The organism is Chryseobacterium sp. MHB01 (assembly GCF_034651565.1).
GTDB lineage: Bacteria > Bacteroidota > Bacteroidia > Flavobacteriales > Weeksellaceae > Chryseobacterium > Chryseobacterium nepalense.
On sequence record NZ_JAYEDA010000011.1, the window covers coordinates 1 to 20,920 of the forward strand.

General features: G+C 36.3%; 18 protein-coding genes. 13 read left to right on the plus strand and 5 right to left on the minus strand.

What is annotated here, in order from left to right; translation table 11 throughout:
• The first annotated feature begins 141 nt into the window (after nucleotides 1–141).
• From U9K52_RS16510 to U9K52_RS16550, 9 genes are all read left to right on the plus strand, one after another.
• The gene (locus tag U9K52_RS16510) at nucleotides 142–849 is read left to right on the plus strand and encodes a prolyl oligopeptidase family serine peptidase (protein WP_248393926.1); all 708 of its coding nucleotides are present in this window, start codon (nucleotides 142–144) and stop codon (nucleotides 847–849) included.
• A gap of 189 nt (nucleotides 850–1,038) precedes the next feature.
• Complete coding sequence (gene bglX / locus U9K52_RS16515) at nucleotides 1,039–3,369, plus strand: beta-glucosidase BglX (RefSeq protein ID WP_263602766.1); 2,331 nt, start codon at nucleotides 1,039–1,041, stop codon at nucleotides 3,367–3,369.
• A gap of 80 nt (nucleotides 3,370–3,449) precedes the next feature.
• The gene (locus U9K52_RS16520; RefSeq protein WP_248393922.1) at nucleotides 3,450–3,863 is read left to right on the plus strand and encodes a hypothetical protein; all 414 of its coding nucleotides are present in this window, start codon (nucleotides 3,450–3,452) and stop codon (nucleotides 3,861–3,863) included.
• 145 nt (nucleotides 3,864–4,008) lie between these two features.
• Complete coding sequence (gene purB / locus U9K52_RS16525) at nucleotides 4,009–5,436, plus strand: adenylosuccinate lyase (protein WP_248393920.1); 1,428 nt, start codon at nucleotides 4,009–4,011, stop codon at nucleotides 5,434–5,436.
• 57 nt (nucleotides 5,437–5,493) lie between these two features.
• The gene (locus tag U9K52_RS16530; protein ID WP_322927395.1) at nucleotides 5,494–6,456 is read left to right on the plus strand and encodes a WG repeat-containing protein; all 963 of its coding nucleotides are present in this window, start codon (nucleotides 5,494–5,496) and stop codon (nucleotides 6,454–6,456) included.
• A 112-nt stretch (nucleotides 6,457–6,568) separates the two neighbouring features.
• Complete coding sequence (locus U9K52_RS16535; RefSeq protein WP_322927396.1) at nucleotides 6,569–7,042, plus strand: transposase; 474 nt, start codon at nucleotides 6,569–6,571, stop codon at nucleotides 7,040–7,042.
• 273 nt (nucleotides 7,043–7,315) lie between these two features.
• Nucleotides 7,316–11,011 (plus strand): phosphoribosylformylglycinamidine synthase, encoded by a 3,696-nt coding sequence (locus tag U9K52_RS16540; protein ID WP_322927397.1) that lies wholly within the window; start codon nucleotides 7,316–7,318, stop codon nucleotides 11,009–11,011.
• A 48-nt stretch (nucleotides 11,012–11,059) separates the two neighbouring features.
• Nucleotides 11,060–11,440, plus strand: coding sequence for a ribonuclease inhibitor (locus tag U9K52_RS16545; protein ID WP_248393915.1), 381 nt, complete (start codon nucleotides 11,060–11,062; stop codon nucleotides 11,438–11,440).
• Nucleotides 11,441–11,561: 121 nt separating this feature from the next.
• A complete protein-coding gene (locus U9K52_RS16550; protein WP_322927398.1) occupies nucleotides 11,562–11,894 on the plus strand; it encodes a gamma-glutamylcyclotransferase family protein in 333 nt (110 codons plus the stop codon).
• A 69-nt stretch (nucleotides 11,895–11,963) separates the two neighbouring features.
• Here U9K52_RS16550 and U9K52_RS16555 read toward each other — a convergent pair whose 3' ends face one another.
• Nucleotides 11,964–12,314, minus strand: a complete 351-nt coding sequence (locus U9K52_RS16555) for a diacylglycerol kinase family protein (protein WP_248393913.1) — start codon at nucleotides 12,312–12,314, stop codon at nucleotides 11,964–11,966.
• Between the two features lie 197 nt (nucleotides 12,315–12,511).
• On the opposite strand from U9K52_RS16555, the gene dnaN reads away from it, so the two are divergent.
• The 4 genes from dnaN to U9K52_RS16575 all read left to right on the plus strand — a co-directional run bounded on the left by dnaN (nucleotide 12,512) and on the right by U9K52_RS16575 (nucleotide 17,858).
• A complete protein-coding gene (gene dnaN, locus U9K52_RS16560; protein WP_169230932.1) occupies nucleotides 12,512–13,642 on the plus strand; it encodes a DNA polymerase III subunit beta in 1,131 nt (376 codons plus the stop codon).
• A 78-nt stretch (nucleotides 13,643–13,720) separates the two neighbouring features.
• Complete coding sequence (locus tag U9K52_RS16565) at nucleotides 13,721–14,551, plus strand: M23 family metallopeptidase (RefSeq protein WP_322927400.1); 831 nt, start codon at nucleotides 13,721–13,723, stop codon at nucleotides 14,549–14,551.
• 189 nt (nucleotides 14,552–14,740) lie between these two features.
• A complete protein-coding gene (pheT, locus tag U9K52_RS16570; RefSeq protein ID WP_322927401.1) occupies nucleotides 14,741–17,143 on the plus strand; it encodes a phenylalanine--tRNA ligase subunit beta in 2,403 nt (800 codons plus the stop codon).
• A 307-nt stretch (nucleotides 17,144–17,450) separates the two neighbouring features.
• Complete coding sequence (locus tag U9K52_RS16575) at nucleotides 17,451–17,858, plus strand: META domain-containing protein (RefSeq protein ID WP_263602775.1); 408 nt, start codon at nucleotides 17,451–17,453, stop codon at nucleotides 17,856–17,858.
• Nucleotides 17,859–17,909: 51 nt separating this feature from the next.
• On the opposite strand, the gene U9K52_RS16580 is transcribed toward U9K52_RS16575, so the two are convergent.
• From U9K52_RS16580 to U9K52_RS16595, 4 genes are all read right to left on the minus strand, one after another.
• Entirely contained in the window at nucleotides 17,910–18,149 is a 240-nt protein-coding gene (locus tag U9K52_RS16580; RefSeq protein WP_002977986.1) for a hypothetical protein, read from the minus strand.
• A gap of 38 nt (nucleotides 18,150–18,187) precedes the next feature.
• A complete protein-coding gene (locus U9K52_RS16585; RefSeq protein ID WP_322927414.1) occupies nucleotides 18,188–19,504 on the minus strand; it encodes a hypothetical protein in 1,317 nt (438 codons plus the stop codon).
• 61 nt (nucleotides 19,505–19,565) lie between these two features.
• A complete protein-coding gene (locus U9K52_RS16590) occupies nucleotides 19,566–20,468 on the minus strand; it encodes a 3-hydroxybutyryl-CoA dehydrogenase (protein ID WP_323673812.1) in 903 nt (300 codons plus the stop codon).
• 28 nt (nucleotides 20,469–20,496) lie between these two features.
• Entirely contained in the window at nucleotides 20,497–20,904 is a 408-nt protein-coding gene (locus tag U9K52_RS16595) for a hypothetical protein (protein WP_263602779.1), read from the minus strand.
• Between the last annotated feature and the right edge of the window lie 16 nt (nucleotides 20,905–20,920).

The window sequence follows — 20,920 nt, forward strand, 5'->3', positions numbered from 1 at the left end:
CCCCCCCTTTTTTTTTGTGGGGGCGCGCCCCCCCCCCCCCCCCCCCCCCCAGAAACCCAAAAAATGAGCTCAGACAAATGCTACAATCGGGGCTAATTAAAAAGAAATAGTTAAATTGGGAATCCAAAATAGAAATTTCAGATGAAATGTAAACTAAAATACGCTTTGCTACTCCCGGTTTTGTTTTTCATAAAAGCAAATGCCCAGGAAATTAAAGCAGAATTAAATAAAGAAATTAAAAGACAGGAAAAGATTTCCTACATTCTCGATTATCCTCAGAATGCAAAAGGAAATGTTCCGCTAATTGTATTTCTACATGGATCCGGTGAAAGAGGCAATGATCTGGAAAAAGTAAAAGCGCACAGTCCTTTCACCTACAAAAACCTGATCAAGGAACCTGTAGCCATCTTGGCTCCTCAATGTCCTGAAAATACATGGTGGGATACGGTTACTGTATACGCTCTGATCAAAGAAATTCAGGCAAAATATAATATCGATGCTTCCAGAATTTATCTTACGGGACTTTCTATGGGAGGTTGGGGAACCCTGAAATTGGCAATGGAACATCCCGAAATGTTTGCAGCAGTAGTTTCTGTTTGCGCGCCTACGGACAGAGTGATGTATGCCAACATTGATCAGTACAAAAATTTAAATATGAAAATATTCCATGGCGGAATGGACGATGTCGTATTACCGGAAAATGCATTTAATTTTTACCAAAAACTCCACCCGGTAAATCCGTCTGCAGAATTAACAATCTTCCCGAATGACAACCATAATTCATGGGATTCAACCTATTCAAATCCTAAATTGTATGAATGGATGCTGTCAAAAAGAAAAGAAAAATAATCTGGAAATATTTTAAGCAAATCTTTGCTGGGTTAAATGCCTTTGCAAACGAAAATATACAGGTCATTGTAAAGAAAAATTTTTGCGGGCTTCGCGTTTAAAATAAACGAAATAAAAAGAAACTATAATTAAAGAAGATAGATTTATGAAATCGAAGATTCACGAATTCCTTAAAATAATGAAGAAGTTATGAGTAAAAAGTTAATTGTAATCGCCATGTTGGCATTAGCTCCTGTATTTTCTGCACAGGAAATGGTATCTCAGCCTGTCCAGTCTTATCAGACGGCTCAGTATCAGGCTAAAAAGAAAGCTTTTGTAGATAATCTTTTGTCAAAAATGACTTTGGATGAAAAAATTGGACAGCTGAATTTGCCGAGTTCAGGTGATTTTACCACAGGTCTGGCAAAAAGTTCTGATATTGGTAAGAAAATCGAGCAGGGATTAGTTGGAGGACTATTCAATATAAAAGGAGCTGACAAAATCAAAGCGGTTCAGAAAGTAGCCGTTGAAAACAGCCGCCTCAAAATTCCATTGATCTTCGGAATGGATGTGATCCACGGATATGAAACCACTTTCCCGATTCCTTTAGGTCTTGCCTCTTCATGGGATATGAACCTCGTTCAGCAATCTGCAAGAGTGGCTGCCAAAGAAGCTTCATCAGACGGAATCAACTGGACATTTTCTCCAATGGTGGACATTTCCCGCGAACCAAGATGGGGAAGAGTATCCGAAGGTTCCGGTGAAGATCCGTACTTAGGAAGCGAGATTGCTAAAAATATGGTGTACGGATATCAGGGCAAAGATCTTTCTTCTGGAAATACTATTTTAGCATGTGTAAAGCATTTTGCATTATACGGTGCCGGAGAAGCGGGTAGAGATTACAATACGGTTGATATGAGTCACGTGAGAATGTTCAATGAATATTTCCCTCCTTATAAAGCAGCTGTAGACGCAGGAGTAGCTTCTGTAATGGCTTCATTTAATGAAGTGGATGGTGTTCCGGCTACCGGAAACAGATGGCTTCAGACCGAAGTATTGAGAAATCAGTGGAAATTCAAAGGGTTTGTAGTGACCGACTATACCGGGATCAACGAAATGGTGGATCACGGAATGGGAGATCTTCAGCAGGTTTCTGCACTGGCGCTGAAAGCGGGTGTGGATATGGATATGGTAGGCGAAGGATTTTTAACGACACTTAAAAAGTCCCTGTCTGAAGGAAAAGTTACCCAGTCAGAAATCGATATGGCAGCCAGAAGAGTTCTCGAAGCTAAATATGATCTTGGACTGTTCGATAATCCTTACAAACATGGAGATGCTAAATTAGCAGCTAAAGAAGTTTTCAGCCAGGAAAACAGGAATATTGCCAGAAATGCTGCTGCCCAGTCTATGGTTTTATTAAAAAATGAAAACCAGACGTTGCCTTTAAAAGCTACCGGAACAGTGGCGGTAATCGGACCACTGGTAAATAATGCCATCAATATGACCGGAACATGGAGTGTTGCGGCAAAGCATGACAAGTCGGTTAATCTGGTACAGGGACTTCAGGCGAATTACGGTAAAAATGTGAAATTCATTTCTGCAAAAGGAGCTAATATTGATGACAATGCAAAGCTGGAAGAAATCTATGCGGCTCACGGTAAGAAGACAGACAGAGACAATCGTTCGAAAGAAGCTTTATTGAAAGAGGCTGTTGAAGTAGCCAACAATGCAGATGTAATCGTTCTTGCTATCGGGGAATCTGCCGAAATGAGCGGGGAATCTTCTTCAAGAACGGAAATCACCATTCCGCAGTCTCAGGTAGATTTATTAAACGAATTGAAAAAAACAGGAAAGCCTATTGCAATGGTTCTTTTCACTGGCCGCCCGCTGGCTCTTACAAATGTTAAAGATGCTCCGGATGCTATTCTTAATGCATGGTTCCCGGGTTCTGAAGCAGGAAATGCCATTGCAGACGTTCTTTTCGGAAAAGTAAATCCTTCAGGAAAACTGCCGATGACCTTCCCGAGAAGCTTAGGACAGGTGCCTATTTATTATAATGCAAAAAATACGGGAAGACCGTTGGATCAGAAATTAGTTGACAAATGCGAATACCAAAGATTCCGTTCCAATTATATGGATGAGTGTAATACACCGCTATATCCTTTCGGATATGGGTTGAGCTATACAAAATTCAACTATTCTGATGTTACGGTTTCCAACGCCAATCCAAAAGGAAATCAAACCATTCAGGCCTCGGTAACAGTTACGAATTCCGGAAATTTTGATGGGGCAGAGGTTGTACAGCTTTACATCAGAGATATGGTAGGAAGTATTACAAGACCGGTAAAAGAATTGAAAGGATTCCAGAAAGTAATGCTTAAAAAAGGAGAATCTAAAAAGGTTACCTTTAACATCAGTCCGGAAAATCTGAAATTCTACAACGGAGACCTGAAATACGACTGGGAGCCGGGAGAATTTGATATCATGATCGGAACAAGTTCTGAAGATGTGAAACATTCAAAAATCAACTGGACAAAATAAACTTTAAGTCACTCAAATTGAGTGACTTTTTTGTATATTAGAGTAAGATTAAACCACCAGAAAACTTTAAAGTAAAACATATGAAAAAAACAATCTTATTCAGTTTGATGTTTCTTTTTTCCTTAATGCCGGCTCAAAAAAAGACTCCGGTTGTAGGAAATGACAGAGATGTTCACGGATGTATTGGCTCAGCAGGCTATACGTATTCCCAGATAAGAAATGAATGTGTACGCGTTTTTGAACAAAAAATCAAGCTCAAAGAAGTAGATTCCGATAAAGGTTACGCTTCAATGACTGCTGTTATTTTCAGCAAAAACATGAAAAAAGCAGAAATATTTATTCCGGACGGCGCCGCAAAAAGTATTATCCTTGAAAGACAAGGCAAAAGCAAAGTGTGGAAAAGCGGAAAGGCAATTAAAGATAGTTATGTATTAATTCCTTACAAGAAAAAAGGATATCAGATTAAGAAAAATGATGTAGTAATTTATCATTAATAAACACAAAGCCATTCTCAGGAGTGGCTTTTATTATTTAATTCTTATTCATTTGATATTTTGTAACATGATTCAGTCGCAAAAAACGATTTTCAACTCTCAAGGAAAAACCCTATTTTTGCATAGCTAAAAAGTAAAAGAAAGAATGAATTCCTACAAAAATCCATTGGAAGAACGCTATTCCAGCGAAGAAATGTTGTTTAACTTCTCTCACAACAATAAATTCCAGAACTGGAGAAAGCTTTGGATTGCCCTTGCTGAAATCGAAAAAGACCTTGGCCTTGAAATCACAGACGAGCAAATTGCTGAGTTGAAAGCCAATGCAGAAAATATCGATTACGAAAAAGCAGCTGAATATGAGAAAAAATTCCGTCATGATGTAATGGCTCACGTCCACGCTTATGGTGATGTGGCACCTTCAGCCAAAGGAATTATTCACTTGGGAGCAACTTCGGCGTTTGTAGGAGATAATACAGATTTAATTCAGATTCGTGACGGACTTTTAATTTTAAAGAAAAAGTTGGTTAACGTAATGAAGAATTTAGCAGATTTTGCTATTCAATATAAAGATTTACCGACTTTAGGATTTACCCATTTCCAGCCTGCTCAGCTTACTACTGTCGGAAAAAGAGCAACGCTTTGGCTGCAAAGTTTAGTGCTGGATATCGAAGAGCTTGATTTCTTCCTGGAAACATTACGATTCAGAGGAGTGAAAGGAACCACCGGAACGGCAGCAAGTTTCCTTGAGCTTTTTAATGGTGATTACTCTAAAGTTAAGCATTTAGACAAAGAATTGTCCAAAAGATTCGGTTTTGAAAAAGTTTTCGGAGTTTCCGGACAGACTTACGATAGAAAAATTGATGCTAAAGTAGTTGCTTTATTAGGAAATATTGCTCAATCTGCCCATAAATTCACCAACGATTTACGTTTGCTTCAGAACCTTAAAGAAATTGAAGAACCATTTGAGAAAAACCAGATCGGTTCGTCTGCAATGGCGTACAAACGTAATCCGATGAGAAGCGAAAGAATCGGAGCATTGGCAAAATATGTGATGTCTCTTACAACAAGTTCTGCAATGGTAGCTTCAACACAATGGTTTGAAAGAACACTGGATGATTCTGCTAACAAGAGATTAACGATTCCTCAGGCGTTCTTGGCAGTTGATGCAATTCTATTAATCTGGAATAATATCATGAACGGAATTGTAGTGTATCCGAACAGAATCAACAAACATATTATGGAAGAGCTTCCTTTTATGGCGACAGAATATATCATCATGGAAGAAGTGAAAGCTGGTGGCGACCGTCAGGAAATCCACGAAGTAATCAGGGTTCATTCTATGGAAGCTTCCAAGCAGGTGAAAGTGGAAGGAAAAGAAAACGATCTTATCGAAAGAATCCTGAATGACCATTCATTAAAACTGGATAAGTCGAAATTAAAAGAAGTGCTTGATCCGAAGAATTTCATCGGTTTTGCCCCCATCCAGACAGAGGAATTTATCAAAAACGAAGTACAGCCGATTATCGACCAGAATAAAGATCTGATCGGATTGGAGGCTGATCTTAAAGTATAATACAATATGCAGTCTTTTGGGCTGCATATTTTATTTTAATCACACCAAATAATCCATATGAAAAAAATACTTTTAGCCATTTTATTAATGCCTATACTTTCTTTTTCCCAGGATAAAGAAATTTTAAAGTATTTTAAATCAAAAGATTCTTTGGTTGGGGTGAAAAATCAGGATGGTAAAATTATTGTTCCGGCTCAGTTCAAAATTTTTTCTTATTTGAAAGACGGAGAATTGGTAAAAGGAGAAACCATTTATTTTGACGGACCAAAACGAGACGAGAAACAGGAAAAAAATGCATGGGGATATGTCTATGACAGAAAGGGGAATTTCCTTTATAGACCTTTCTTTTATGACAACGGAGCCGATTATTTCTCCGAAGGGGTAAGAAGGTTTGTTAAAAATGGAAAAGTGGGATTTGTAGACAGAAACGGAACGGTTATCATTAAGCCTGAACATGATTTTGTATCTTCGTTTAATTATGGATATGCTGCTTTTTGTGACGGCTGTGACTGGGAAAAAACTGAAGACGAGCACAAAGCAATCGTTGGAGGAACATGGGGTATGATGAATTTCAAAGGAGAAATTATAAAGCCTGTTTCAAAATCTGAAAATACGGTTGAAGTGGACGGAAAATATTATCCGAATCCATTCAGATACAATGAAAAAGAGAAGACTATTCTTCAGTTTTTCGAAAAGCAGAACAAAAAAATTTCAGAACTATATTATGTTAATCATTACACAGAATTATCTGAAAATGAAAAGAAATTATTCTTTGAGATCGTAGAAAGGCCAAAGGAAAATTTCCCGTTTTATCAGGTAAATACCTATGATTACAGAAAAGTAGAAACAGGATTGATGTATGATTTTAAATTTCTAATCTCAGAAAACGGCAAAACCATTTTTGCGTTGGATGATGATAATGAAAAGATTTCTTTTGAAAAATGGCTTGAAAATGAAAAGAAGGAAGCCGCGCAATTTCAGAAAGAACATCCGGATCATCCGAATAAATTAAGTAAATGAAAAATGTTGAAAATGTTTAATTCCGTAGGAATGAAATCTGTGTAGGAATTAAGATTTAAACGATATGAATTCCGTAGGAATGCTATTTTTGCAAAAATGATGAAAATAAAATATGCCAAATACCTATACCCAAATTTATATTCAGGTTGTTTTTGCTACAAAAGGAAGAAATATTAAAATTAAATCAGAAGTTAGAGCTGAAATTGAAAAATATATTTGTGGAATATTTAACAATAAGAAACAAAAAGTATTAGCGATTTATGCAAATCCTGATCATCTTCATGTTTTCTTTAGTTATAAAAATTTGCAAATAACAATTCCGGAATTAATTAAAACGGTTAAAATTGAGTCTACAAATTTTATTAATGAAAAGAAATTATGTTTTGGTAAATTTTCCTGGCAAGAAGGTTATGGCGCTTTTTCTTATGCAAAAAGTCAGAAAGATAAAGTTGTAAATTATGTATTAAACCAGGAAAAACATCATTCAAAAAAAACTTTCAAAGAAGAATATATTGAAATGTTGAATGTTTTTGAAATTGAATTTAAGAATGAATATTTGTTTGAATTCTATGATGAAGAAAAATAATTTTGTGATTGCAGAATTATTTTGAAACTTCCAATGAAATGAAAATAGCAGTCCTACGGACTGCAAATTTAATTTAAACAGGTTTTCTACACAGCTATGATTCCTACGGAATCACATTAGAAAATTATATCATTCCGTAGGAATGAAATCTGTGTAGGAATAAAATTAAATAATGCACGCATTCCGTAGGAATGCTATCTTTGTAAGATGAAAAGGCGGTGCAGCCACATAAAATTTGAAATAAAAAATAAATCTAATAAAATCTGACATCTAATGTCTCAAAACAAAAGAATTTTCGTAGAAAAAAGAGGAATTTTCGATGTGGAAAGTCCAAAAATTTTTGATGAAGTAAAAGCAGTAGTATCCGAAGTACAGCAAGTAAAAGTGTACAATGTGTACGATATCTTCGGACTGAATGACGGAGAATTTGAAAAAGTAGTCAACAGTACCTTCGTAGATCCCGTAACCGATATTCTGCACGAAGAAAATCCGGCAAAAGGAATTTATTTCGGAATGGAATTTTTACCTGGCCAGTATGATCAGCGCGCAGATTCTGCCCAACAGTGTATTGCGTTGCTCACTGAAAATGAAAAGTCTAAAGTAAGAAGTGGTAAATTAATAGAATTCGAAGGAATTTCAGAATCGGATTTGGTTAAAATAAAAGACCTTCTTATCAATAAGGTTGAATCACAGGAAAAAGATTTAACCATTTTAGGTATTCCTGCAGAAGAAACACCTTCAAAAGTAATCATCCACGAAAATTTTATCAATTTTGATGATGCGCAGTTAGAAATATTTTATAATTCTCACGGTTTTGCATTAGGCCTGGATGATTTGAAATTCATTCAGGAATATTTTAAATCAGAACAAAGAAACCCTACGGAAACTGAACTGAAAGTTTTAGATACCTACTGGAGCGACCATTGTCGTCACACAACTTTTGAAACACAGTTATCAGACATTGAGTTTGAAGGACAGTTTAAACATACATTGGAAAAAATTTTCAATGATTATATCGAAAAAAGAAAATTTCTCGGCCGTGAATTAAAACCTATTTCCTTAATGGATTTAGCAACCGTTTGCGCCCGATATTTCCATAAAACAGGTCAATTGGAGAACTTGGTAGTTTCCGATGAGATCAATGCCTGTACGATTCAAATCGAAGCGGAATACGATGGTAAAAAAGAACCGTGGTATTTATTATTCAAAAATGAAACACACAATCACCCAACAGAAATCGAACCTTTTGGTGGTGCTTCAACGTGTTTGGGAGGCGCTATCAGAGATCCTTTATCCGGACGTTCTTTTGTTTTCCAGGCGATGAGATTATCGGGTGCGGCAGATGTACTTGAGCCAGTGGATAAGACATTGCCGGGTAAATTACCTCAAAAAACAATCACAAAGCAGGCTGCAAACGGATATTCTTCTTACGGTAACCAGATTGGTCTTGCGACTACAATGGTTTCTGAAATTTATGATGAAGGCTATAAAGCGAAAAGAATGGAAGTTGGTTTTGTTGCCGGTGCGGTTCCTGTGGATTGGGTAAGACGTGAAAAACCTGAAGCTGGTGATTCTATCATCATTTTAGGTGGGGCAACAGGTCGTGACGGAGTAGGAGGAGCCAGCGGAAGTTCAAAGGAACAGGACGAAACGTCCATCCACACGATGAGTTCTGAAGTTCAGAAAGGAAATGCCGTTGAAGAACGTAAAATCCAGAGGTTATTCAGAAATCCCGAGGTAACGAAATTGATTAAAAAATCGAATGACTTCGGAGCCGGCGGTGTTTCCGTTGCAATCGGTGAAATCGCTGATTCTTTGGAAGTTAATTTGGATGTTTTACCTTTAAAATATGAAGGTTTGAATGGAACCGAACTTGCTATTTCCGAATCTCAGGAAAGAATGGCGGTTGTGGTTGAACCAAAAGATAAAGAAAAATTCATCAAGTTCTGTGAAGCTGAAAACATTGTGGCTGTTGAGGTTGCAAAAGTAACTGATTCCGGAAGAATGCAGATGTTCTGGAAAGGTGATAAAATTGTTGATCTTTCAAGAGCATTTCTTGATACCAACGGTTGTTCAAAAAGTCAGGAAGTTAAAATTACTCACCTTAATGAAGTAAAAGAAGAAAATCAGACATTCAATGAAGAGAATTTCTTAAAAATATTAAGCGATAAAAATGTTGCTTCTCAAAAAGGTTTGCTGGAAATGTTCGATTCTTCTATTGGTGCGACTACGGTTGCGATGCCTTTAGGTGGAAAATATCAGCAGACTCTGATGGAAGGAAGCGTTCAGACATTGCCAATTATCGGGGCAAAAGATATTGAAACGGTTTCTTTGGCAAGCTGGGGTTTTGATGCTGAAATTTCAAAACAGAATTCTTTGCTCGGAGCTTCTTATGCGGTAGTGGAAAGTGTTGCGAAAATCGTAGCCATGGGTGGTGACTATAAAAATATCAGATTAAGTTTCCAGGAGTATTTTGAAAAATTAGGTCAGAGCCCTGAAAAATGGGGCAAGCCGCTGGCTTCTTTATTGGGAGCTTATGATGCACAGATGAACCTCGGTTTGGCAGCCATCGGAGGGAAAGATTCAATGAGTGGAACGTATCAGGATCTGAATGTTCCGCCAACATTGATTTCTTTCGCGTGTGCCAACGGAGAAAAGAAGAATATCATCTCTCCTGAATTTAAAAACGCAGGAAATAAAATATACTTCTTCAATCATGTCGCTCAGGAAAACGGACTTCCGGATTATGATGCTTTAAAAGGTATTTATGAATTTATTTTCGAAAATATTAAAGCCGGAAAAATTATTTCTGTAAAAACAGTGAAAGAAGGCGGAGTTGCCGTTGCTTTAGCAAAAATGAGTTTCGGAAACAGGTTAGGTGCTGAAATTACAGTTGATGAAAACGTTTTATTAGCTAAAAATATCGGTAGCTTAATTATCGAATCTAAAGAAGAAGTAAGTTCTGTAAATCTTCAATTGATTGGTAAAGTTGTTTCAGACGAAGTTTTAACGATCAACAATCAGCCAACAACCATCAACAAATTATTAGCAGCTAATACCAATACATTTGAAAATCTTTTTCCAACGGTTGAAAAAGGAAAAATTACGGTTGAACTGGATGAAAAATTAAATTCAGTCAATCCAAGAAATATTATCATTAAAAAGCACGGAATCGCTCAGCCAAAAGTATTCGCGCCGGTTTTCCCGGGAACCAACTGTGAGTACGATACACTGAATGCTTTCGCTAAAGAAGGAGCAGCAATCAGCAGTTTACCTTTAATCAATATCAATCACCAGCTATTGGATGAAAGCATTGATGCCTGGGTTAAAGAAATCAAAACTTCTCAGATTTTAGCTTTCTCAGGAGGTTTCTCTGCAGGTGACGAGCCGGATGGTTCTGCAAAATTCATCGTGAATGTTTTGAAAAACGAGAAAATGAGAAACGCCGTTCATGAACTGTTAGACAGAGACGGAATGATTATCGGAATCTGTAACGGTTTCCAGGCGTTGGTGAAATCAGGATTACTGCCTTACGGAAGAATCAAAGATTTGGATGAAAATTCTCCAACGTTGGCTCACAATGCGATCAGAAGACATATTTCCCAGATGGTCAATGTAAAAGTTCTGAACGATGAATCGCCTTGGTTAAAGGGAATGAAAGGTCAGGTTTACACCATCCCGATTTCTCACGGTGAAGGTCGTTTTATGGCTTCGGAAGCTGAAATTCAGAAATTATATGAAAACGGACAGATTGCAACGCAGTATTTAGATTTAGAAGGAAATATCGCTCACGGAATGCCATTCAATCCAAATAATTCTTTGTTCGGAATTGAAGGAATAACAAGTCCCGACGGAAAAATCTTTGGTAGAATGGGACACCCGGAACGTTTTGCAGAAGGTTTGATGAAAAATATTCCGACCGCAAATTATCACAATATCTTTAAAAATGGAGTGGAATACTTTAAATAAGTTGCTGGCTTTTAGCAATTAGCTTTGGCTTTAAAATGTTAAAAATAAATGAATAATAATTCAAATAAACAAATGACTGTCATTAATGGCAGTCATTTTTCAAATCTGGAAGGTTTCTATGAAGAAATTTCCCGGCTTTTCTTAAAGGATGAAGAATGGAAAGTCGGTACACTGGATGGTTTCGATGATATTTTATACGGATTTAAAGGTGGAATTATCTGGAAAAATTCTCAAAAATCAAAAGAAAATTTAGGGTTAAATCTGACTAAGGAATTTTACGAAAATAAAATCAGACAAGGGAAGCCTTTTAATACCAAATTAATTCAGCAAAAGCTAAATGAACTGGTGGATGGAAACGGACAAACCTTATTTGAAATTTTAGTTGAAATTATTGGATCACATAAAAATATTACATTAGTTTTGGATTGATTATTTGATTAGAATAACGATTGGTATTAATAATGTTGTGCTGAGCCTGCCGAAGCATCTTAATAATCTTCAACTTTTTAATCAAAATCTTATTGGTTTAATTTAATTAAAAAAATCATCAATGCCTAATCTGTTTTCCTACGGAACACTGCAAAAAGAACAAGTCCAAATCGAAACTTTCGGAAGAATTTTACAAGGACAAAAAGACATTCTCAAAGGCTACAAGCTTAAAATGCTGGAAATTAAAGATCCTGAAGTCTTACGGAAAAGCAAGCAAAAATATCATCCGATTCTGGAATTTTCAGGAAATCCGGAAGATGAAGTGGAAGGGGTATTGTTTGAAGTTACAGACGAAGAAATTCTACAGGCCGATAAATATGAAGTGGATGATTATAAAAGGGTGGAAAGTGTTTTTGAATCAGGAAAGTCAGGCTTCATTTATATCGGAAAATAATCTTATGTAAGAATAATAATGAGCTAACTTCGAAGTATATCTGTTAAAAACAGTTTATTAAAACGAAGTTTAAATATATTTCCAGTAAATTAAAATTCCTGTAATGACTGATGCCACGGCCAGAAGAAGTACTGCTCCGGCAGAAATATCTTTTATAAAACCAATCCTCTTATCAAATTCAGGTTGAATTATGTCACAAATCCTTTCAATAGCCGTATTAAAGATTTCAGCAGCTAATACGGCAGAGGAAATAATGATAATCAAAACCGCATCAGTTGTAGTAAGTTTTAGGTAAAAAATCAAAAAAAGATTAATAAAAAATGCGGCGGTTTCTATCTGGAAATTCCTTTCACTTTTCACCATCATCAAAACTCCGCGGAAAGCATTGAAAAAACTGTTATGAAGAGGCGGTTTTCGCATAGTGAAAAGATATTTGCAAATATAATTATTTGCTTGAAGAAAATGCTTATCTTTAGTCATTATCAATTTGATACTGTTGATATCGGAAAAGAAACGGAAACAATCTGAATCTTTTGATGGTTGTTAATAACTCTCAGGATTATTCTTTTCCATCTGTTTTCTATTTATTATATTTGTAAAAATTTATTTTTGAATCTATGAAATTTATTATTTCAAGTGGTGAACTGCAGAAAGCTTTGCAAACTGTAAGTGGCGTAATATCAAGCTCTCAGTCGAGACCGATTTTAGAAAATTATCTTTTTGAATTAGACGGAACTCAGGTTACCATTACAGCATCTGATGGCGAGACGACTCTTGTTACTTCTCTGGAAGTAAAGTCCGATGATACCGGTAAATTTGCCGTTCCTGCAAAGATTTTTCAGGATTTTATCAAGACCTACGGAGAACAGCCATTAACGCTTGTTGTAAAAGATAATGCTGAAGGTACCGGAAGTCAGCTTGAGATTTTAGATGAAAAAGATAACTTTGCCGTAGCGTTGGATAATGCAGATGACTATCCGGAGCTTCCGGAATTTGATGCCGCACAAAGCGTTACCATGTCTGCAGGAGTTTTATCTGAAGCACTTACCAACACGCTTTTTGCAACCAGCAACGATTCTCTTCGTCCTGTGATGACGGGAGTTTTATTCCAGTTCGGGGAAAATGAAACCAATTTTGTTTCTACCGATTCCCACAGACTGGTTGTATATAAAAGAAATGACCTGATGAATGCCGAACCAATGGAATTCATCATGCCGAAAAAACCGCTGAACATTTTCAAAAATATTCTTGCAAGCTCAAATGACGATGTAACGATCGATTTCAATGAGAATATGGCAAGATTTACTTTCGGAAAACATACCTGGATCTGTAGATTGATCGATGGAAAATATCCGAACTATACCGCAGTAATTCCGAAAGAAAACCCTAATGTATTAACGATCAACAGAAATCTTCTTTTGGGAGCAATCAAAAGAGCTTCCATCATGTCGAACAAATCTACCAACCAGGTACGATTTAAATTATCCGCCAATATTCTTCATCTTCATGCGGAAGATACCGAGTATGCAAATAAAGCAGACATGCAGATCCCTTGCGATTATAACGGTGAAGATATCAATATCGGGTTCAGTTCTAAATTCTTAACGGAAATGCTTACCATTCTTGGATCAGACGATATCACCATGAAAATGTCCCAGCCTAACAGACCGGGAATCATCGAGCCTCTTGATGGTCTCGAAGAAAACGAAAGTATCTTAATGTTGTCAATGCCGGTAATCGGGTTGTAGTATTAATTTAAATAAAATATAAGAGGTTTTGATTTTTTCAAAGCCTCTTTTTTAGTGAATGAACAATCAATTTTTGCCATGAAAAACATTTTAACATTAATCCTTTTATTACAGTTTCTTATCTCGTTTTCGCAAAATATTAAAATTTACCATCAGAAAAAAGGAGACACCATCACTTATTACACAGATAATCAGGAGATCTATCCTGTATCATTTGTTTTTGTCCACCAGCCGGAAGTAGAAAATATGAAAAGTCCTGAACCTTTTAAAATGACTCAGGTTTTTCCTCCAAAATCAGTTAAAAATAAAGTGGCAAGTTTTATTATAATTGATGATTCCAAAAAATGGAGTATAAAAAAGATGCCCGGATACATGACGTATATTGGAGATGTAACCATTAAAAATTTTGATTCAGACTATCAGTATGATCTTCCTTTTAAGACTGGTAAATCTTTCACGGTTTTTCAGGGATATAACGGCTCATTTTCTCACCAGAATGAAAATTCTTTGGATTTTACCATGCCGGAGGGAACAGAAATTGTAGCAGCACGGGAAGGAATAGTAGTAGATTTGGTGAGCAATAATAATTTTTCCTGTCCTACGAAAAGCTGCGCAGATAAAGCCAATTATATAACGATTTTGCATCCGGACGGAACATTTGCCCAGTATTATCACTTAAAACAAAATGGAGTGAAAGTCAATATAGGAGACCAGGTAAAGAAGGGCAGCGTAATTGGTTTGAGCGGAAATACGGGATGGAGTAAAGGACCGCATTTACATTTTGTAACTTATCTTTCCAGCACTACCGCTGATAAGCTTATGAAAACCGTAAAAACTCTTTTTAAAACAGGTAATGGAACAAAGGCAGAATATCTTGCGGAAAAAAAGACCTATTCAAAAAACTACTGATAAACTTAGGTAATATTTCGCGGGCACATTAAAATTTGTATAGAAATTAAACCTTTAAAGTTTGTTATAAATTTCCCTGTTTCTCAAAAAAACACGACATTTGTAAACTTAAAATTCAACTCAATTTTTCAAATATATCAGATGAAACCGTAAGATTACATCTGGCTTAGAAAAAATAAAAATTATCAGATGAAAATATCGAATAACTGGCTTAAAGACTTTATCAAAACGGAATTGAAAACTGAAAGAATCGGTGAGTTCCTTACGGATATAGGTCTTGAAGTTGAAGGGATAGAAAAATTTGAAAGTATAAAAGGCAGCCTGGAAGGAATTGTTGTAGGTAAAGTATTAACCTGCGAAAAGCATCCGAATGCAGACAAGCTCAAAAAAACAACGGTAGACGTTGGAAACGGGAAAATATTAAATATTGTTTGCGGTGCTCCTAATGTAGAAGCCGGACAAACGGTTCCTGTAGCAGTAGTCGGAACAAAGATCTATGATAAATCCGGGAGCTTTTTTGAAATTAAAGAAGCCAAAATCAGGGGAGAAGTTTCCCAGGGAATGATCTGTGCGGAAGATGAACTGGGATTAAGTGATGACCACGGAGGAATTATGGTGCTTGATGAAGAAAAGTTTGAAGTAGGAAAAAAATTCGCTGACTATTTTGAAATTATAAATGACGAAGTTCTTGAAATCGGTTTGACGCCAAACAGAACCGATGCTATGTCTCATTATGGTGTGGCAAGGGACCTTCATGCTTATCTTTCTACAAACAAACAAAAATCCGATTTTGAGAAAGTTTCTTCTGTTGTGCTGAGCAATGAGGGAACCCACGATTTTAAATTGGTAGTGGAAGATGCGGAATTATCTCCCAGATATATCGGAGCAGTAATTGAAAATGTAAAAGTAGGCGAGTCTCCGTCATGGCTGAAAGACCGGCTGAAAGCGATCGGATTAAGCCCTATCAATAATGTGGTGGATATTACCAACTACATTCTTCACGGTTTCGGACAGCCGTTGCACGCTTTTGATGCAGATAAGATTGCAGATAAGACCGTAAAAGTAGGAACCGTAAAAGAAGGAACGAAATTCACAACTCTTGACGGTGTGGAAAGAACGCTGAACGGTTCTGAGATCATGATCAAAGACGGAAAAGACAATCCAATGTGTATTGCCGGAGTTTTCGGTGGTGCCAATTCAGGTGTTTCCGCTGAAACTAAAACCATTTTCCTGGAAAGTGCTTATTTTAATCCTGTTGCCGTAAGAAAAGGTGCCAAATTCCACGGGTTGAATACGGATGCTTCTTTCAGGTTTGAAAGAGGGGTAGATCCTAACATTACCAGAACAGCCATTACTCATGCCATTAAATTAATTCAGGAATTAGCTGAAGGAAAATTAGCAGGTGATTTGCTGGAAGAATATCCTAAGAAAATTGAAGATAATTATGTAATCATCAGATTTTCTAAAATCGAACAAATTTTAGGGACGAAAATTCACAGGGAAAAAGTAAAAGAAATCTTAAAGGCACTTGATATTCAGGTTTTAAATGAAATTCAGAACGGACTTGAAATTTCTGTACCGGCTTACAGAGCAGATGTGACGAGAGAGATTGACGTCATCGAAGAGATTTTAAGAATTTACGGTTACAATAAAATTGATGCTCCTCAAAAGATATCTTTTACTCCGGTTAAACTTCATGCCAAAGATCAGGATGAGCTGGAAAACAGCTGGGCAAGAACATTGCAAAGCCTTGGCTTCAACGAAGTGATGAATAATTCATTAACTTCGGTGAAAGATGAGAAGGACGCCGTAAAATTGTTAAATCCGTTAAGCAGTGATCTTGCATTCATGAGAAAGTCTTTATTGGAAGGACTCTTACAGAATGCTATCTATAATATCAACAGGAAAAATCAGGATATCAAATTCTTCGAATTTGGGAAAATCTATCATAAAAGAGAAAAATACGAAGAAAGAAAGCAGCTTGGAATTCTTGTTACGGGAAGAGATGTTGCTGAAAACTGGCTGCAGCCGAAGTCTGCAACAAGTTTTTACAATTTGAAAGCTTACGTTAAAGTTTTGCTGGAAAGATTAGCCATTGATTATAAAGAAGTGGCTCTTTCAGAGGAAAGATTCTCCGATGCGCTGGCTTACGAGGTTGACGGTAAAGCTTTGGTAAGAATAGGAAAAGTTTCCGCTCAGATGCTGAAAGATTTTGATATTGATCAGGAATGTTTTTATGCAGAAATCGAACTTGAATTTGCCCAGAAACTGCGCTCTGACAATGATCTGAAATTTAAGGACATTCCTAAATTCAACAAAATCCGAAGAGATTTGGCATTACTGATTGATAAGAATGTAAATTACGAAGACCTTTATCAAACCGCCAAAAAGAATAAATCTCCATACATCAAAAACATCAATCTGTTTGATGTATATGAGGGGAAAAATCTTCCGGAAGGTAAAAAATCCTATGCTATGAGCTTTGAGCTCCTGAATGAGGAAAAAACGCTTGAAGAGAAAGAAATTACGGCAGTAATGGATTCACTTATCAAATCATTCCAGAAAGAATTCAATGCGGAATTGAGAGGCTAATTGTTATTTTAAATATAAAGATTAAATACATCAATAGAAACGGGCTATTATCCTGAGCATGTCGAAGGAAGCCCGTTTTTTATTACAACCAAATGCCATTGGTTTTACCCAAAACATAATATAAAAATAATATTTCGTAATAAATAGAAATTCTAAATCACGATCTGCTGCCTTAGAAACGATGATTACATCTATATATTCTTAAAAATTTTCATTGAAAACTACCGTTAAAAGAATAATAAAATCTTTGCAACCCTTTTTAAATAATAATATTTCCGTAAATTTGATTTCAATCAAAAAGAAAAAAATGAAAAATCTTTTTTTAAGTTTATGTACTGCAGTGGTTTTGGTTTCCTGCGGAGCAATGTCCGGTTCTGCTTCAAAAGTAGGTAAGGCGCAGCCTTCACTTTCCGGTACTAAATGGGCTTTGGCTGAAAATGTGAAAGGAAAGATTCCTACCCTGAATATTGATGGTGAAAAGATCAATGGAAATACGGGATGCAACAACTATTTCGGAACAGCTAAAGTAGAGCCTTCCACAGGTAATTTCTCTGCCAGCCAAATGGGTTCTACCAAAATGGCTTGTGAGAATATGAGCGTAGAAAAGAACTTTATGGATATGATGTCTAAAGCTAATAAATATGTCATCACAGGAAATGTTCTTGAATTGTATCAGGATAATCTCCTGCTGTTAAAATTCAATAAGGCAGAATAAAATAAAAAGAAAGGAACTCGTCTGAGTTCCTTTTTTATGTTTAGATTGTTATTAATCTTCCTCTTCTTCGTCGTACTTAGCCAACTCTTCATCACACCATTTAAACGCAGCTTCTACCACTTTTGTAGCTTCATCTGCCATAGTTTCCTCATCATCACCTTCAAGATCATCCAGCCATTCTACTTCTTCCTCCTCAACATTCAGGATGAATCTCGGATATTCTGTGTGAACTACGAACAAATCTTCTGGAAATTCCGAATTATCTGCTAATAAAAACTTTGGTAATTTCATTTTTTTAATGTTTTAACTTTGAATCAAAGATAATAAAATTATTGGTATTTGTTCTTGTCTATCTTTATTTTTTGCAAAACTTTATGCCTCGTTAATGTTGTTTTACTTAAAGTGTCTTTCGGCTTAAAACTCAGGGTAACATTCGGATTTACGGTGCTTATCAGTTCCGCTACCTGTATTTTGTCAAGATCTTCGGCAGTTTCCAGATAGAATTTCAAAGGTACCTTATCCAGTTTTTCTGATCGTAAAAACTGTTTCATCTGCTTTCTGTTTTCCAGGTAATTGCCTTTGGATAACCAGGTGAAAAGCATTCCTGAAGCAAGACTTAAAAAACCGATCGCATATACGTTATTGTTGAATAGAAGGAAAAGCTTTCTGAAATATACCAGCCATACTGCAAAGCTGAACGGAGCCATTAAACGGTAATCAATAGGATTTACAGAATAAAAATATTGTATCAAATAGGAACAGACAATCCCCGAAGTACTGATGAAAACAAAGAAAAATTCAATCTCAGAAAGTTTATATCTGATAAATAACCAGCATATCAAAAGGATGTTTAAAAGCCCGATACCATAGATCGCATAATTGATGATTCCTCCTCCCGGATTTGCAATATGAATGAAAGGATTAAAAGTGGTGCATAACCCCTGAAACAGCTCCACCAAAAGCTTGGAAGTAGGATGTAGACCGATTTCGAGAAATTCATTGACGTAGTTTTGATTAAAATAATCAATGAATAAAAATTTATATAAAACCACGAATATACCACCGGTCAAACCTGAAATAATAAAGACCGCCGAGTACTTTCTTTTCAAAAAAATCAATCCGAAAAGTCCGGTCCCGGCCATAATAAAAAGCGAACTGTACCGTATATTGTACAGTGCAATTAAGGATAATGAAAGATAAAAAACAGCTTTGCCTTTTTCCAGCCTGCCTTCAATAATTAAAGAACAGGTGTAGAGAAATAGCAGCACAAAAGGCAGTATCAGTGCTTCACTCATCGTATAGGAGTAAATCGACAGAAAGCTGAAAAGTGCACATAAAACCACAGATTCTTTAAAGAAGAATTTCTTTTTCCAGGTAAAAAAAAGAATAAACAGGAAGGCTGAAATCCCTACAATTTTACTGCTCCAGAATTCATCCGCCCCAAAAAAAGTAAAAATCTTAATGCTTACAGGATAACCTAAAGGAGTAGTGGTATTATCAATCGTCGGAAAAACATGGGCAAACCTCATATAACGAATAGAATCCGGGTTGGTTCTGCCTTTTTCGTTCAGTAAAAAACGCAAAATGATCATCATTAACGTAATGATGATCATTGATATCTGAATATTTCGTTCTTTAAATTTCATGGATGGTGAAATTAATCAATTTTGTAACGCAAATCAATTAAAATGCACAGTTGATCATCCACTATTCATTTTCCTTATTTCGAAACATTTTCGCCACTTTTTCAGCTTTCTTGCTTTCAGAATAATCATAGAAGCCTTCTCCTGATTTTACCCCTAATTTTCCAGCCATCACCATATTTACCAATAATGGATTTGGTGCATATTTCGGATTTTTAAAGCCATCGTACATTACATTCAGGATTGCCAGACAAACATCAAGACCGATGAAATCTGCCAATTGAAGCGGTCCCATCGGATGAGCCATTCCCAATTTCATTACCGTATCAATTTCCTCAACACCGGCAACACCATTGTATAAGGTTTCGATAGATTCATTGATCATCGGCATAAGGATTCTGTTAGCCACAAATCCCGGATAATCATTAACTTCTACAGGAACTTTTCCTAACGTTTTGCTCATTTCGTAAATCGCATTAAAAGTTTCTTTGGAAGTAGAATATCCTTTGATGATCTCTACAAGCTTCATGATAGGAACAGGATTCATAAAGTGCATCCCGATTACTTTATCCGCTCTTTTGGTGGCAGCCGCGATCTTCGTAATGGAAATAGAAGAGGTATTGGTGGCCAGAATGCAGTTTTCCGGTGCAAACTCATCCATCTGACCGAAAATTTTTAGTTTTAATTCCTGATTTTCCGTTGCTGCTTCTACGATAAGATCTGCAGAGCTCACCGCATCCTGAAGTGCAGTGAAAGTATTAATATTGCCTAATGTTTCAGCTTTTTGTTCTTCCGTAAGGTTTCCCTTTGCAATTATTCTGTCGAGATTGGTAGTAATGGTTTTCAGCCCTCTGTCCAAAGCTTCCTGAGATACATCTACCAGGTTTACTTTAAAACCACTTTGTGCAAAAGTATGGGCAATACCATTTCCCATGGTTCCGGCTCCGATAACGACAATGTTTCTGATCATTTTTCCTTATTTAGTTAATTAATTTTTATTTGATTAGGGTTAAATTTCTTGCGTTTGAAAGATCGGCTTTTTTGATGACTTCAGTCTCGTCAAAGCTTACATTACCGTCTCGGTTAGGCTTTTTCATTCTGTTTTGGGCATCAATTGCTGCTTTCAGACCGTTTACAAACTGCATTTTCTGAGTTTTAGAAAATGTATCGGTTCCGATATACAGATTGAATTCTCCTTCTCTTCCCAGTCCGTTCTGTCGGTAAACTTCAAAATTTTTTATTTTATTTTTGGTCCTGAATGTATTGATAAAATCCATTACCGGCTTATCGGAAGGCGTACCGCAGCAAATGCTGTGATAACCCACGACAAGATAATTTTCGTTTTTCTGTGCAAAGAATAATACTGTGCTGAATAGCCCTATTGTTAATAATATTTTTTTCATTTTAACGGTTTTAAAA